The sequence below is a fragment of the Anabaena sp. UHCC 0253 genome, from assembly GCF_009712085.1.
Lineage (GTDB): Bacteria > Cyanobacteriota > Cyanobacteriia > Cyanobacteriales > Nostocaceae > Dolichospermum.
Genome location: NZ_VILD01000008.1, coordinates 223,081 through 236,636 on the forward strand (window position 1 = coordinate 223,081; position 13,556 = coordinate 236,636).

The following is a 13,556-nucleotide window of genomic DNA, read 5'->3' on the forward strand; positions in this document are numbered from 1 at the left end:
CTCTTTCTGAACTTTCGGATCGCTATTCTCGTAATCACGATGTGCTTTTTGATGCGATAGTCCCATCTCCTTTGAGTATGTCATAGGTGCGACTGTCTTTTAGCTCTATACCCCATCTTTGCTGTACAACTTTCGATTATTATCTTCCCTGTCCATATCTGTCGGTCTATTCCATAGTCGGTTGGTTTCTTCTCCAAGAGCATTCTTTTGATCTCTTCCTTTTGTTCACTACTCAATCTCTGTATTCTTTTAGACTTTATTGGTGTGACTAGTGCCTTTAGTCCCCCTTGACAATACTTATCAATCCAAGTGATTAAGGTCTGTCTTGCACAGCCGATTTTATCCATCACTTCTTGTCTACTTTTACCATCATGTAGATACTTGATTGCTTCTAACCGTCTTCTTATGTATTGTTGTTGATACTTATAAAATAATTTTTGCCACTCTTCTTCTTCAAAACTTCTTTTACTTAGTTGCTCTGATCTAGTCATGAAATTCTCGCCTACTTTACGTCTAATTCTACACTGGGAAGGGAGTACAACGACAAACATGGTTTATTCAAGCAGCCTTAGCTACTCTAGAAATGAGTAAAACTGCGGATAATCATCAAATTAAATTAGGAAAAAAACCTCGCAAAATCCAAGTTACTAACCCAACCACAAAAAACCAATTCTTAGAAGCAGCCTGTAAAATTGGCGACCGTTTAGAACTCCTAGCGCACAAAAACGGCGAATTTGTGAACTGGATGGGATTAAGCGTTACCCCTAATCAACAGTGGACATTATCACCTTTAGGGACAGACTTATATGCAGGTATACCCGGAGTAGTTTTATTTCTCGCATATCTGGGGAAAATTACTCAAAATGATAGCTATACAAACCTAGCCAAAACAGCCCTAAACACCCTTAAAGAGAAGCTTAATAGAGATTCCGACTCAATTAAATTCATCGGCGGATTTAGTGGTTGGGGAGGGATAATTTACACCTTTACCCATTTAGGAATATTATGGCGAGAACCAGGTTTAATTGCAGATGCTTTTATATTAGTTGAACAGTTACCACCCTTAATTGAGCAAGATCAACAACTAGATATAATTGCTGGTGCTGCTGGTTGTATTGGTAGCTTACTGAGTTTTTATAGAATTTTTCCAGATCAAATTATTCTTGATGTTGCTATACAATGCGGGGAACACCTCCTCACCCAAGCCCAAATTACAGATACTGGTATCGGTTGGCAATCTCCAGCCAGCGAAAATCAACCCTTAACAGGATTTGCACATGGTGGTGCTGGCTTTGCTTGGGCGTTGTGGAAATTGGCTGTAACTACCAAAAAACAAGAATTTCAAACCGCAGCCATAGCAGCAATTAACTACGAACGCAGTCATTTTCACCCCAGTACAGGTAACTGGTTAGATTTACGGCAAGAGAAGGTAAAAAATAGTTCAATGATAGCATGGTGTAGCGGTGCGCCCGGAATTGGTTTAGGACGTTTGGGTATCCCAGGGAATGCACTGAATTTAATCATGTATAAAGAAATTAAAACCGCCATTGAAACCACCATCAAACAAGGATTTGGTGATAACCATTGTCTCTGTCATGGAGACTTAGGAAACATTGACTTATTATTAATAGCAAATGCAAAATTAGATTACCCAGAAATCGCCAGAAAGATCGAAAAAATCGCTTCCCAAATATTAGACGATATCCAAAAAAATAACCTGCGTTGTGGTGTTCCATTAGGAATAGAAACCCCAGGATTAATGACAGGTTTAGCGGGTATTGGTTACGGACTTTTACGCCTTTATCAACCCGAAATGATCCCTTCCATTCTCCTACTTGAACCACCCAAACAATAATCTTAATCTTTGCGTCTTTGCGCCTTTGCGTGATCAAAATGAAATACCCAATAATTTTACAACATAACGAAGAAGATTGTGGACCAGCTTGTTTAGCAACCATCTGCAAATATTACGGACAATTATTCACAATTACCCGTGTCCGTGAAGCCTCTGGAACAGGACAATTAGGAACAACATTACTCAATCTCAAACAAGGAGCGCAGGTATTAGGATTTAATGCGAGGGGTGTTAAAGCTGCTTTAGAATTAGTAGATAAAAAACAAATTCCTCTTCCAGCAATTATACATTGGAAAGGTAATCATTGGACTGTTTTATATGGGCGTAAAAATCAAAAATATATCTTAGCTGATCCTTTAGTTGGAGTAAGATATTTAACTAAAGAAGCCTTATTAACTGGTTGGAATAATAGTGTTATGCTACTATTAGAACCCCGTGTAGATTTTCTAGAACAAGCAGATGATCGGGAAAAGTTGGGAGGGTTTAAAAAATTAATCCAGCGTCTTTTTAACTATCGCTTTATCCTTGCAGAAGCCTTATTATTAAATTTTGTCGTCGGGTTACTTTCCCTATTATCACCATTTTTAATTCAAATTCTTACTGATGATGTTTTAGTGCGCGGAGACACCCAATTACTTACAGGGATTGCATTAGGAATATTAACAATGAGTTTTATTAGTAGCTGTTTACAATGGGTGCAAGGAAATTTAGTATCCCATTTTGCCCATCGGTTAGAATTAGATTTAGTATGGGAATTTGCTAGAAATATTTTACGTTTACCCTTATCTTATTATGAATCTCGTCGCAGTGGGGAAGTAGTTAGTAGATTACGAGATATTCAAACCATTAATCAATTAGTTTCTCAAGTTGGGGTAAATTTACCAAGTCAATTATTAATTGCCATAACTTCTTTGATTCTGATGTTATTCTACAATTCTCAACTGACTTTAATATCAATATTCATAGCTATTATTATGACTTTCTCAACAGTGCTTTCTTTCCCCACTTTACAGCAAAAAATCCGTACTGTTATGGGTTTAGCTTCCGAAAACCAAGGTGTATTAGTTGAAACTTTTAAAGGTGCATTAGTTGTGAAAACCACCAATGCTGCACCAGAATTTTGGCAAGAATTCCAAACTCGCTACGGAAGACAATCAAATTTAATGTTTCGCACTGTCCAAATTGTTTTAACAAATACGATTTTTTCTAATTGGATATCTACCGCTGGTGGCATTATTCTGCTATGGTATGGAAGTATTTTAGTTATTAATCGAGAGCTTTCTATCGGTCAATTATTAGCTTTTAATAGTTTAAATGCCAATATTCTAGGTTTAGTAAATACCTGCGTTCGCTTCATTACTGACTTTACTCGCGCTCAAGCTGCAACTGAAAGATTAAATGAGGTAATTAACTCAACTCCTGAATTTTCAGAAGTCAGTCAAAAACCTTTTGTAAATATTCCCGACAACGCGGAGATTGTTTGTAAAGATATCAATTTTCATCATGCTGGTAGAGTTGATTTATTAAAAGACTTTTCTTTAACTTTACCAGGAGGAAAAGTCATTGCAATTATCGGTAAATCTGGATGTGGTAAAAGTACCTTAGCAAAATTAATTGCTAGTTTATATCATCCCCAGTCTGGGAATATTCGCATTCATCATTACAACCTTTCTGATATTAATCCTAGCTGCTTACGTCAACAAATAGTATTAATTCCTCAAGATGCAAATTTTTGGAGTCGTTCTATTTTAGATAACTTATCTCTTGGTCTTCCCCAGGTGAATTTTGAGCAAATAGTCACCGCTTGTCAAGTTGCAGATGCAGATAATTTTATTAGTAAATTACCCGAAAAATATCAAACTATTTTAGGTGAATTTGGAGCGAATCTTTCCGGTGGACAAAAACAAAGATTAGCTATAGCAAGAGGAATTATTACTAATCCTCCCATCTTGATTTTAGATGAATCTACCGCAGGTTTAGATCCCCTTAGTGAAAGTTTAGTTTTAGATCAATTACTCACTTATCGTCAAGGTAAAACTACTATTTTGATTAGTCATCGTCCCAGAGTAATTAAACGCGCAGATTGGATTGTCCTGTTAGATGCTGGACAATTAAAACTACAAGGTACTCCTGCGGAACTACTGAGCATAGCAGGTGAGCATTTAGAGTTTTTAATTCCCTAACCTGTACTTAAGCAGATTTACTGTACACGGATAGATTACTTGACATTTTTAATGAGAATGATTATTATTCTGGGGTTGGTGAAAATGTCATCAATCATACTTTGACAACTGCGACTTCTGGGGAATATTTCGCTATTTCCTAGTTAAGACGTAGAATTTTTTAATGAGGTAAAATATGTCTAATCTAGATATCATTCGCGCTTGGAAAGACGAGGAATATCGTCATAGCTTAAGTGCTGAACAACAGGAACAGCTACCAGCAAACCCCGCTGGTTTAGTTGAACTTAATGATGAAGATATGTCCTCGGTTTCTGGTGGTTGTACAACCTGTGGAGATCCTTTCCACACATTATGGGTAGGTTGTAAACCTATTGGAGCAGAAGAACTCAGCTTCTAATTTAGTTGAGGAATATTTCAGGATATTCAACTTTTTCATAAAAACAGGAGCAGCAGGTTATACCATTTTGAACTGGAGATTTGATTTTCAACTAATCACTATTTCTACAAATTGGTATCTATATGAAAATGGTTGAATATCCTGAATTAAAATAAGCATCCCCAATAATTAAACTTAGTTAATATTTTAATTTCTCTCTGCGTCTGGAGCGTCTCTGCGTGAAATAAAAAAATGTACTTCATAAAAAATACCTTGTCTATTAACAATGAATCAAACAATTCCCACTTTTTTACCAACTGCAAAATCAGATGAATACTTACCTAACATTGCTATTTGGACAAGATTAGGAGGATTATTTTTAGTTGGTGTTGTTGGTGCTTCTGTGACTATTTTTGCTTTCACAAAATATCAGCAAACTGTCAAAGCATCTGCTACTGTTCGTCCTATTGGTGAAGTACGAATAGTGGAAGCTGCAATAGAAGGAACTGTTAAAAAAATCTCTGTTAAAGAAAATCAAATAGTCAAACAAGGTGATGTTTTAGTAATTCTGGATGATACCCAATTACAAAATCAAAAAAATCAACTTCAAGGAAATGTGCAAAAATCTCAATTACAGTTTGCACAATTAGATGCTCAAATTCAGGCTTTAAATCGGCAAATTGCGACAGAAACAGAAAGAAATCAACGCCTTGTTGCATCTGCTTTAGCTGAACTACAGGGTACAGAAAGAGATTATCAAGAGAGAAAAGTAGCTGTTAGTAGTGAATGGGAAGAAGCACAAGCTAATATAAAGATTGCTAAAAATGAATTACTGCGAGTAAGATTAGAATTGCAGTCAATTCAGGCTAATTTAGAAAGTGCAGAAGCAGGATTAAAAGCCGCAATAGTCAAACGTTTACGTTATGAAGATATAGCTAAAACTGGTTCAATTTCCCAAAATCAATTAGAAGAAGTTCAACTAGCTGCAATTCAACAAGCACAAATTGTAGAATCACAAAAAGCCACATTAGCAAGTCAAAAACAAGTTATTCAACAAACACAACAAGCTTTAACATCTGCGATCGCTAGAAGTAAAAAAGCTGATTCATCTCTCAATCCGAGTAATGCAGTAATTTCCATCGCTGAAGAAAAAATAGCTACTGAACGCGCTAATGGTAAAACTAATTTAGCGAGATTACAGCAAGAAAAAGACAGTTTAATTCAACGTCAACTTGAAATTCAAAGCCAGATAAATAACACCGAAAAAGAACTCAAACAAGTTTTAACACAAATTCAAAAAACAATAATTCGCGCTGCTGCAACTGGAACTATTTTAAAATTAGATTTGCGAAATCCTGGACAGGTAGTAAATCCTGGTAGTTCTATTGCTCAAATTGCTCCCAGTCATACCCCTTTAATTATTAAAGCTCGTGTCGCTACTGCTGATATTAGTAAAGTCTTTGTTTGCAATTCTCAAGAAGTTGTAAATTGCCAAATAGGCAAAGTAAAAATGCGATTTTCTGCCTATCCTTACCCTGATTATGGTATACTTGAAGGTGCAGTGAGGTCAATTACAGCAGATGTGATTTTACCCCAGGGGAATAACACAGGAGAATCTTATTTTGAAGTAACAATTGAACCCGAAAAGCTACATTTGCAAAGAGATTTACAAAAATATCCCATTCAAGCGGGAATGGAAGTGGTGGCAGATATTATTGCTGAGGAAGAGACCGTATTAACATTTATTTTGAGAAAAACCAGATTATTGACGAACTTATAAAAAGTATGAGGAGGGTTATTTTACCCAACCTCACATATTACAACTCACTCTTATCTGCTTCTTTCTCCGCTGCCTCACTAAACTTTTTATATAGTTTAGTTCTAATCTGTGCTTCTCTATAGCGGCTATGGCTAGGGGATACCTGACTCATTAAATCAGAAGCTCGTTGCCAAGTAGCAGCTAATTCCAACCACTGAGTTGAAGTTATAGCAGTTTTACCAGCGGCTGAAGCTTGGTTAGCAAGTCTCACAGCATCTGCAAATAAATCTGGTGATACATCTGATGGGGTAGAAAGACTTTGATTACCAGTACGGTTTAAGACATCTGGCTTTGTCTGATTTCCTTGCTTCAAAACTTGAGCTTCTTGTAGTATAGTCAAATTTTTTACTGTATCATCTAACCAAAAACGAACTAGCCATAGCAGTAAAATCAGTGAACATAAACCAGAAACGCCTACTATTGCAGTTTTGACTAAACGTTTGTGTTTGTTTTTATTTTTGATTAAAGATTCAAACTGTGGTAAAGTAGGTTTTCCTGATTCTCTATAGAATTCAGTTAAATCTTGAATTAGCTGCTTAAAAAAATTTGGCTGGGTGAGTATTATTTGTTGACACCACAATAATTTATTTTCGCCCTCATCGTTAATTTCCTCTAACCAAAGTAATTGCTCTTCCCGAACAATCCGACTGTTAATATTGACTTTGCGAATATTGCGTGGTGCAATGGACTCCAAAATTTCCTGAATTTTCTGCACTAAAATAGATTGCTCAAGTTGATCTACCGTAGCCGCTTCACACAAAAGCTGTAATACACCATCCGCCAAAATTGCTCTAGTTCTGACACCAGACACAACTAGCCTTTCATTTAAAACTTGAATAATCGCTGCAACACTGCCCTGGTGAGCTTGCCAAGCGATATCATTTATCCTATCTACCATTTGATTTTTAGTGATAGCTCTCACACCCTGACCTGTGAACTAACTTAAGCCAATATACATTTAATTTGTATAAATAGGTCTTTCATCCCTCTATAGTCATTGATTTATCGAGGTTTTCAATTGATTAAGCGTTCTTAGTTGTCAATTGTCAATTATCAATTGTCATTCTGCCTAGACTGAAAACACACAACAATGGCGGAAAACCCTACAGCCTAACTGCTAACAACGGCTTTCATAGATTTGTTAGACTGAGTACACCAGGATTTTTTTCGGTCACATCTGTAGAATAACGCCAGCAGACGAGGCTCTTCATGCTTACAAACACGCTACTTCTCTCAAATCAACTTCCGAATCTCCAATATTCATCCACATCAGAACGATTTGATGAAACCTGGGAAGCCCCACTGGCAACCCTTTTGGGACTAGGACGCGCCGCTGGTGCTGACTTTATTGAATACTTCTTAGAACATCGCAACTACATCAGTTGTTTAGCCGAAGAAGACACCATCACCAGCATTTCCCCCAGTTTAGCCACTGGTGCAGGAGTGCGAGTATTTCGCGGCAAAGCTGACTGCTACGTTAGCACAAATAATCTCACATTTGCTGGTTTAAAAGCCGCCTTAGAAAAAGCTCTTTCCATCTTAGGATTACAACTACCAGGTCCAAGTGCCTTCATCCCCGAAATCAACCTAGAATTACTCAGAGACTACGCCAGCAAACGTGGTAAAGACTCTTGGCTACCCTTGTGTAGTTCTATCCGCGAAATGGGAGAAGTCCTCCTTGATGGTACAGCCCAACTGAATAAAAAAGCTACTCACGTCCAATCCCGTCGCGCTTCCTACTTCCGTGATTGGCAAGAAGTATTAGTTGCAGCCAGTGACGGCACATTTGCCCGTGATATCCGCCTCACCCAGTCCGTCGGCTTTAACCTGCTTTGTGCTGACGGTGCTAACCGTTCCTCCATTGGTGAACGGGCTGGTAACACCAGTGATCCTAACTTCTTGAAAACCTGGGATTATCAACAAGCCTCCGAACAAATCGCCGAATCAGCCGGTAAAATGCTTTACGCAGATTACGTAGAATCAGGAACTTACCCGATTATCATGGCCAATCACTTTGGCGGCGTAATTTTCCATGAAGCTTGCGGACACTTGTTAGAAACCACCCAAATTGAACGCCAAACCACACCATTTGCCGATAAAAAAGGTGAAAAAATCGCCCACGAAAGTTTAACAGCTTGGGACGAAGGACGGGCTGATAATGCCTTTGGCACGATTGATATGGATGACGAAGGAATGCCCGCCCAAAGAACATTATTAATTGAAAAAGGTATTCTCAAAAACTTCCTCGCTGACAGAACCGGTTCAGTGCGTACCGGACATCCCAGAACAGGCAGTGGCCGCCGTCAAAATTACACTTTTGCTGCCGCTAGTCGGATGCGAAATACATATATTGATTGTGGTGAACATACAACAGAAGACCTATTTGCCTCCGTTGATAAAGGCATCTACTGTAAGAAAATGGGTGGCGGAAGTGTCGGCGCAACAGGTCAATTTAACTTTAGTGTTGACGAAGCTTACTTAATAGAAAATGGCAAAATTACCAAACCATTAAAAGGTGCTACCCTCATTGGTGAAGCCAAGGAAATCATGAATAAAATTTCCCTATGTTCCCAAGATTTAGAATTAGCTCCCGGCTTTTGTGGTTCTGTTAGTGGCAGCATTTACACCACAGTTGGACAACCCCATATAAAAGTTGATTCTATTACTGTTGGTGGTAGATAACTAAATTTTGGATTTTGGCTTGTGAAGACAAAGTATATATGTCTCACGCAGAGACGCAGAGGCGCGGAGAGTAACATGAGTTCATGCCTTAGTAATAATCTAAATAATCACATCCAAAATCCAATTTTAAAACCGCACTTTTGTTAAATCTAAAATCCCAAGTTGATTTGATTATGCCAAAAATACAAGAAATCGCAACTTACGCCCAAGAAAATGCCGACAAACTTGGCATTAAGAAGTTTGACATTTACGGCTCAACAGTAGATGATACCAGCGTTCAAGTTGACCAAGGTGAACCCAAACAAGTTAAAGCTTCTAATCGTTCTGGAGTAACAGTTCGAGTTTGGAATGAGGAAAATACAATGGGTGTTACCAGCACTACAGATGTAGATCCTCAAGGATTAGAATTAGCTTTAAAAACAGCTTATGAAGCGAGCTTTTTTGGTGTGAAGGAAAATGTTCCTGATTTTAGTCCAGAAGCAACTATTCCTATCCCCAATACACATCAAGAAAAAGCCCTCCAAGCACCTGTTTCTGAACTGATAGAAAAGCTATTAGTAGCAGAAAAGGAATTGTTAGCAACTCATCCTGCTATTAAGGGAGTACCTTATAATGGGTTAGCACAAAGAGATATTGACAGGTTTTATCTCAATAGTGAAGGGGCTTTAAGAACTGAGTCTCATTCTTTAGCTTCTATTTATTTGTATAGCAAAACTGAGGAGGAAGGGAAAAAACCCCGCAGTGGAGGTGCTTATCGAGTCAAGGAAAGTGTAGCTGATTTAGATATTGCTGGTTGTATAAAGGAAACTGCTGAGAAAACTATCAGTCATTTGCATTATGAAAAAATCAAAACTGGTAAATATCAAGTAGTTTTCTCTCCTGAAGCTTTTTTAAGTTTGTTGGGGGCTTTTTCTAATTTATTTAATGCCCAAAGTATTCTTGATAATCAAAGTTTATCGAAAACTGATGATATTGGTAAAGAACTTGCTTCACCTTTACTTTCAGTTTATGATGATGCTTTACACCCGGCTAATATTGGTGCAGAAAGTTTTGATGGTGAAGGTACACCAACTCGGCAAATTAAGTTAATAGAAAAGGGAATTTTAACTAGCTTTTTGCATAGTGCGGGAACTGCTAAACGGTTAAATGCTCAACCTACAGGTAATGCGAGTATTGGCGCAAAAGTGAGTGTCAGTCCTAATTTCTATCACGTTTTTGCAGCAGGAACTCCTGAAAAAGAATTGAGTTTAGAAACTGCGGAAAATGTGATTTTAATTGATGATTTACAAGCTCTTCATGCAGGTGTTAAGGCTTTACAAGGTTCTTTTTCTTTACCTTTTGATGGTTGGTTAGTTAACAAAGGTGAGAAAACCAGTATTGAGTCAGCAACGGTAGCTGGTGATTTCTTGGAACTTTTGAAATCTATTGTTTATGTAGAGAAAGAGGTGGAGTTAACACCTGGAGGAGTTGCTCCCAGGGTTTGGGTAAGTGAACTTTCTATTACTGGAGATTAAGAAATAAATACCCAACTTACGTTGAAAAAATTGTAGGTTGGGTTGAGGAAACGAAACCCAACTTTTATTTACTTTATATCTCACGCAAAGGCGAGGCAGCGCGGTCTTGGGGGTTTCCCCCATGAGTGACTGCCGTCGCAAAGACGCAAAGGAAGAAAGGGAAGCATTGGAAATTATTTAATTGCTAATTCGTTCATGTAACCAAGCTAAACCTGCGCCGATTGTTTCTGCTATGATGCTAATGAGACGATAAAGAGCGATCGCACTAATCACTAAAGCTGCCGGAAAATGATTTTGTAATAGTAATATGGCTGTGGTTTCAAATACGCCTAAACCACCAGGCGCTCCAGGAATAACTAACCCTAATACCCATGCACAACTAAAAGCCCCCCACTAATAAGGGAATTTGCGCCCAATTCAAGGAATTTAAGGCCAAGATAGTTAAAATAAAACCAGCAGCACGTAACCCTAAAAAACCAACTCTCCTAATAAGGGTTTAACTGGATAGTCTTTAATTATAAAACTATTAATTAACTGTTTTTCTTGATGAGATTTTTTATTTTTCCACTGTTCTAAAAGTTGAATTACTGGATTTAAAAATCGGGGATGAAGTATACCTAATACAATTATTAACATCAGAAATTGCAGAATATATAAATTAAAATTTACATTCTTAACAAGAAGTTGGCTACCAAATAAAACAATAATAATTAAAGCTGCTGCTAACATTAATAATGGTTCTAATAAAACACTTAATGTAGCAATATTTGTCGGAATGTTAGCATTTTTAGCTGCTATAATTCTCCCATAGTAATGCCAAACATTACCAGGTAAATATTTTGCAATATTCGTTTTTAAATAAACTTGAATAAACTCAATAGAAGATACAGATTGATTTAACTCCTTTAGTACCCAAGTCCAAATCCAACCCGCCCAAATATGTGCTAGTAAAGTTACACTCGTAGCAGTTGTTAATATTAACCATCCTGTGCTATTAATCCGAATAGCACTCACTTCCAACCAATTATCTTTAAGGGCTTTTAACAAAAAAACAGCGTTCCCCCTAAAATTAACCAACGTAAAATTTTCTTCATTATTTTTCTAATTCAGCCTTGAGATTATTCTTATATTAAGCCAGATACATATATGGTTCTTCGGTACTTGTTATGTGTATCTAGTTCTTTATTTATCTGTGTCATTACATGAAATCTATCGGCTACAACTTGAGCATTTGGCATTAATTCTGTTACTAGATGTCTTTTGTTACTATACCTTTTGCGGCTACACTATGTATATCATTTTCTAAAACTTCTTGTATTGTCTTATGTGCAAGGCGGTTTGTAAAAGTTATTTTCTTTTTTACAAAATCTAAATCTTCACTAAACGGTTTTTTAGATTGTTCACATTTAAACTGTCGGTGATTAACTTCTAAAAATACTTCTTTTTCTCCAAAAGGGAGGTCTTTAATAATATGCCTATGATTTTGATGTAATTTATGACTGGTTGTGCCATAACAACTACCGAAGAGCCATTATTTAATGTTGAAAAAAGCCTATGCCTATGCACTTTTAAAGTGGAAAGGTTATTCTCTTCCAGATTTTGAGCAATTAGTATAATACCATATCATCTTTTATTTACTCAAATTAGTAGTAAAAGTAACGTCTTCATAAACATTAGTTAAATGAACAGAAAAATTCACACTCTTTAATTCTAATTCTTGATTTCCTTTATAACTATAAAGTTCCCATCTTCCTTCAGTATTACGCCGAAAACAATCAATTCGTTGACGATTTTGACTAACTAAAACATATTCTTGCAAAGTGTCTAATTCTTGGTAATCACTAAATTTATCACCTCTATCTAAGGCTTCTGTAGAAGGTGATAAAACTTCAATGATTAAACTCGGATATCGTTTAAAATATTCAAATTGTGTATCTCTTGAATCGCAAGTTACCATAATATCAGGATAATAGAAAATATCGAGAGATTCAATTCTCGCTTTCATGTCAGCGACGTAAAGACGGCATCCTGTACCACGAATATGGTTTCTTAAAAGGGCGACTAAGTTAGCGGTAATTGTCACATGAGCGTCACTAGCACCAGCCATTGCGTAAATTTGCCCTTGGATATATTCATGTTTAATAGGGCTGGATTTTTCAGTTTCTAAATATTCTTCTGGGGAAAGATAGGGATGAAATTGGCTAAGAGTCATATATGGTTACGGTTAGCATGAGATGATTGGGTGGGAATCTTTCTAGTAGGCAGGCAAAATTAATTATATAAAAGATTTGGATTTAATGTAGGGGTAGCGCCCCCGTGCCTACCCCGGTATTTGGGGCAACCACAGGGGGTTTGCCCCTACAAAATTGATTGATTTAGGGATTTTTAAAATGTTCAATTTATTTTGCATTACTACTTATAGCAATTGTTATGAATATTTTTGTCTTACGCAAAGGCGCAAAGGAAGAATTGCAAGAACAAAGGTTTTTGTAATGTTACCTATTGACAAATAATAATGACTACGTATAATAGTACGTAATATCATCTTCAGATTAAGTCAGCGTTTCTTGAAAACGCAGGTATCATGTCAATGGCAATTTTTAGCAATGCTTACTCAGATGAGTTAGTGACAGCCACTGAGTTGAATCGTCAACCTGGAAAGGTTCTAGATAAGGCTTATGAACACCCAATTACCATTACTAGAAATGACCAATCTTTTGCGCTGTTGCGTCGTGAGGATGTAGCTTATTTAGTGAAAGGGGTAACACAAAGTAAGGCTGTTTTTGAGGCGTTATCAGTGGCGTTTAGGTTGTTGTTGGGTCAAGAAATTGGTTATGAGCATCCTTATGGTTGGTTGCGGGTTTTTGATGCGGATGAATTGCAAGATTTTATTCAAGAGGTGAGTGAGGCTTTTCGTTTAACGGATACTTCTAATCAGGCTTGGGATTTGATTGATGCTATTATTCATGAATGGCATGAAAGTTCTATAGCTATTAGTAGTCCTGAGTTAGCAGCAGCTTTTAATGATGAAAATAAATAGGGGAAATCATGTTAAAATTTATGTTTAAATAATGGTAATAGTCGCAATTAAGCACAATTTAAGTTAAGATAATAACTAGAGTTCAAG

Annotated in this window: 11 protein-coding genes and 2 pseudogenes; 7 read left to right on the forward strand and 6 right to left on the reverse strand. The window is 37.0% G+C overall.

From position 1 onward, the window contains the following. Positions 1-80: 80 nt before the first annotated feature. Positions 81-491: a helix-turn-helix domain-containing protein gene (locus FJR38_RS21105; RefSeq protein WP_168539203.1), complete on the reverse strand. Its 411-nt coding sequence runs from the start codon at positions 489-491 to the stop codon at positions 81-83. A 56-nt stretch (positions 492-547) separates the two neighbouring features. Between FJR38_RS21105 and lanM the strand changes: the two are divergent. From lanM to FJR38_RS21125, 4 genes and pseudogenes are all read left to right on the forward strand, one after another. Beyond that, positions 548-1,855 (forward strand): annotated as a pseudogene (gene lanM, locus FJR38_RS21110) (type 2 lanthipeptide synthetase LanM); the annotation flags it as partial. Positions 1,856-1,893: 38 nt separating this feature from the next. Beyond that, on the forward strand, positions 1,894-4,038 hold the full coding sequence (locus FJR38_RS21115) for a peptidase domain-containing ABC transporter (RefSeq protein ID WP_168539205.1): 2,145 nt from the start codon (positions 1,894-1,896) through the stop codon (positions 4,036-4,038). Between the two features lie 175 nt (positions 4,039-4,213). Further along, entirely contained in the window at positions 4,214-4,435 is a 222-nt protein-coding gene (locus FJR38_RS21120) for a mersacidin/lichenicidin family type 2 lantibiotic (RefSeq protein ID WP_168491791.1), read from the forward strand. A 265-nt stretch (positions 4,436-4,700) separates the two neighbouring features. Next, positions 4,701-6,194 carry a biotin/lipoyl-binding protein gene (locus tag FJR38_RS21125; protein WP_168539207.1) on the forward strand — a complete coding sequence of 498 codons (1,494 nt, stop codon included), beginning with the start codon at positions 4,701-4,703 and terminating at the stop codon, positions 6,192-6,194. Between the two features lie 37 nt (positions 6,195-6,231). Here the strand turns inward: FJR38_RS21125 and FJR38_RS21130 are convergent, their stop codons facing one another. Beyond that, positions 6,232-7,131, reverse strand: a complete 900-nt coding sequence (locus FJR38_RS21130; RefSeq protein WP_168492128.1) for a hypothetical protein — start codon at positions 7,129-7,131, stop codon at positions 6,232-6,234. A gap of 311 nt (positions 7,132-7,442) precedes the next feature. On the opposite strand from FJR38_RS21130, the gene FJR38_RS21135 reads away from it, so the two are divergent. Both FJR38_RS21135 and FJR38_RS21140 read left to right on the forward strand, forming a co-directional pair. Continuing rightward, entirely contained in the window at positions 7,443-8,915 is a 1,473-nt protein-coding gene (locus FJR38_RS21135) for a TldD/PmbA family protein (protein WP_168491787.1), read from the forward strand. 173 nt (positions 8,916-9,088) lie between these two features. After that, entirely contained in the window at positions 9,089-10,429 is a 1,341-nt protein-coding gene (locus FJR38_RS21140) for a TldD/PmbA family protein (protein ID WP_168539209.1), read from the forward strand. A 177-nt stretch (positions 10,430-10,606) separates the two neighbouring features. Here the strand turns inward: FJR38_RS21140 and FJR38_RS21145 are convergent. From FJR38_RS21145 to FJR38_RS21155, 4 genes and pseudogenes are all read right to left on the reverse strand, one after another. Beyond that, positions 10,607-11,523, reverse strand: a pseudogene (locus tag FJR38_RS21145) (lysylphosphatidylglycerol synthase domain-containing protein). Positions 11,524-11,553: 30 nt separating this feature from the next. Further along, a complete protein-coding gene (locus tag FJR38_RS28715; RefSeq protein WP_254445188.1) occupies positions 11,554-11,667 on the reverse strand; it encodes a transposase in 114 nt (37 codons plus the stop codon). An 11-nt stretch (positions 11,668-11,678) separates the two neighbouring features. Then, positions 11,679-11,900: a hypothetical protein gene (locus FJR38_RS29410; RefSeq protein ID WP_371418263.1), complete on the reverse strand. Its 222-nt coding sequence runs from the start codon at positions 11,898-11,900 to the stop codon at positions 11,679-11,681. A 159-nt stretch (positions 11,901-12,059) separates the two neighbouring features. Further along, a complete protein-coding gene (locus FJR38_RS21155) occupies positions 12,060-12,641 on the reverse strand; it encodes a Uma2 family endonuclease (RefSeq protein WP_168491781.1) in 582 nt (193 codons plus the stop codon). Between the two features lie 372 nt (positions 12,642-13,013). Here FJR38_RS21155 and FJR38_RS21160 point away from each other — a divergent pair, with 372 nt between their 5' ends. Beyond that, positions 13,014-13,469, forward strand: a complete 456-nt coding sequence (locus tag FJR38_RS21160; RefSeq protein ID WP_168539211.1) for a hypothetical protein — start codon at positions 13,014-13,016, stop codon at positions 13,467-13,469. Positions 13,470-13,556: the final 87 nt, after the last annotated feature.

Bases quoted from the DNA above. Each gene is read 5' to 3' on its own strand.
- FJR38_RS21105 (WP_168539203.1), bottom strand. From the start codon at position 491: ATGACTAGATCAGAGCAACTAAGTAAAAGAAGTTTTGAAGAAGAAGAG.
- FJR38_RS21120 (WP_168491791.1), top strand. From the start codon at position 4,214: ATGTCTAATCTAGATATCATTCGCGCTTGGAAAGACGAGGAATATCGT.
- FJR38_RS21115 (WP_168539205.1), top strand. From the start codon at position 1,894: ATGAAATACCCAATAATTTTACAACATAACGAAGAAGATTGTGGACCA.
- FJR38_RS21125 (WP_168539207.1), top strand. From the start codon at position 4,701: ATGAATCAAACAATTCCCACTTTTTTACCAACTGCAAAATCAGATGAA.
- FJR38_RS21130 (WP_168492128.1), bottom strand. From the start codon at position 7,131: ATGGTAGATAGGATAAATGATATCGCTTGGCAAGCTCACCAGGGCAGT.
- FJR38_RS21140 (WP_168539209.1), top strand. From the start codon at position 9,089: ATGCCAAAAATACAAGAAATCGCAACTTACGCCCAAGAAAATGCCGAC.
- FJR38_RS21135 (WP_168491787.1), top strand. From the start codon at position 7,443: ATGCTTACAAACACGCTACTTCTCTCAAATCAACTTCCGAATCTCCAA.
- FJR38_RS28715 (WP_254445188.1), bottom strand. From the start codon at position 11,667: ATGCCAAATGCTCAAGTTGTAGCCGATAGATTTCATGTAATGACACAG.
- FJR38_RS21160 (WP_168539211.1), top strand. From the start codon at position 13,014: ATGTCAATGGCAATTTTTAGCAATGCTTACTCAGATGAGTTAGTGACA.
- FJR38_RS21155 (WP_168491781.1), bottom strand. From the start codon at position 12,641: ATGACTCTTAGCCAATTTCATCCCTATCTTTCCCCAGAAGAATATTTA.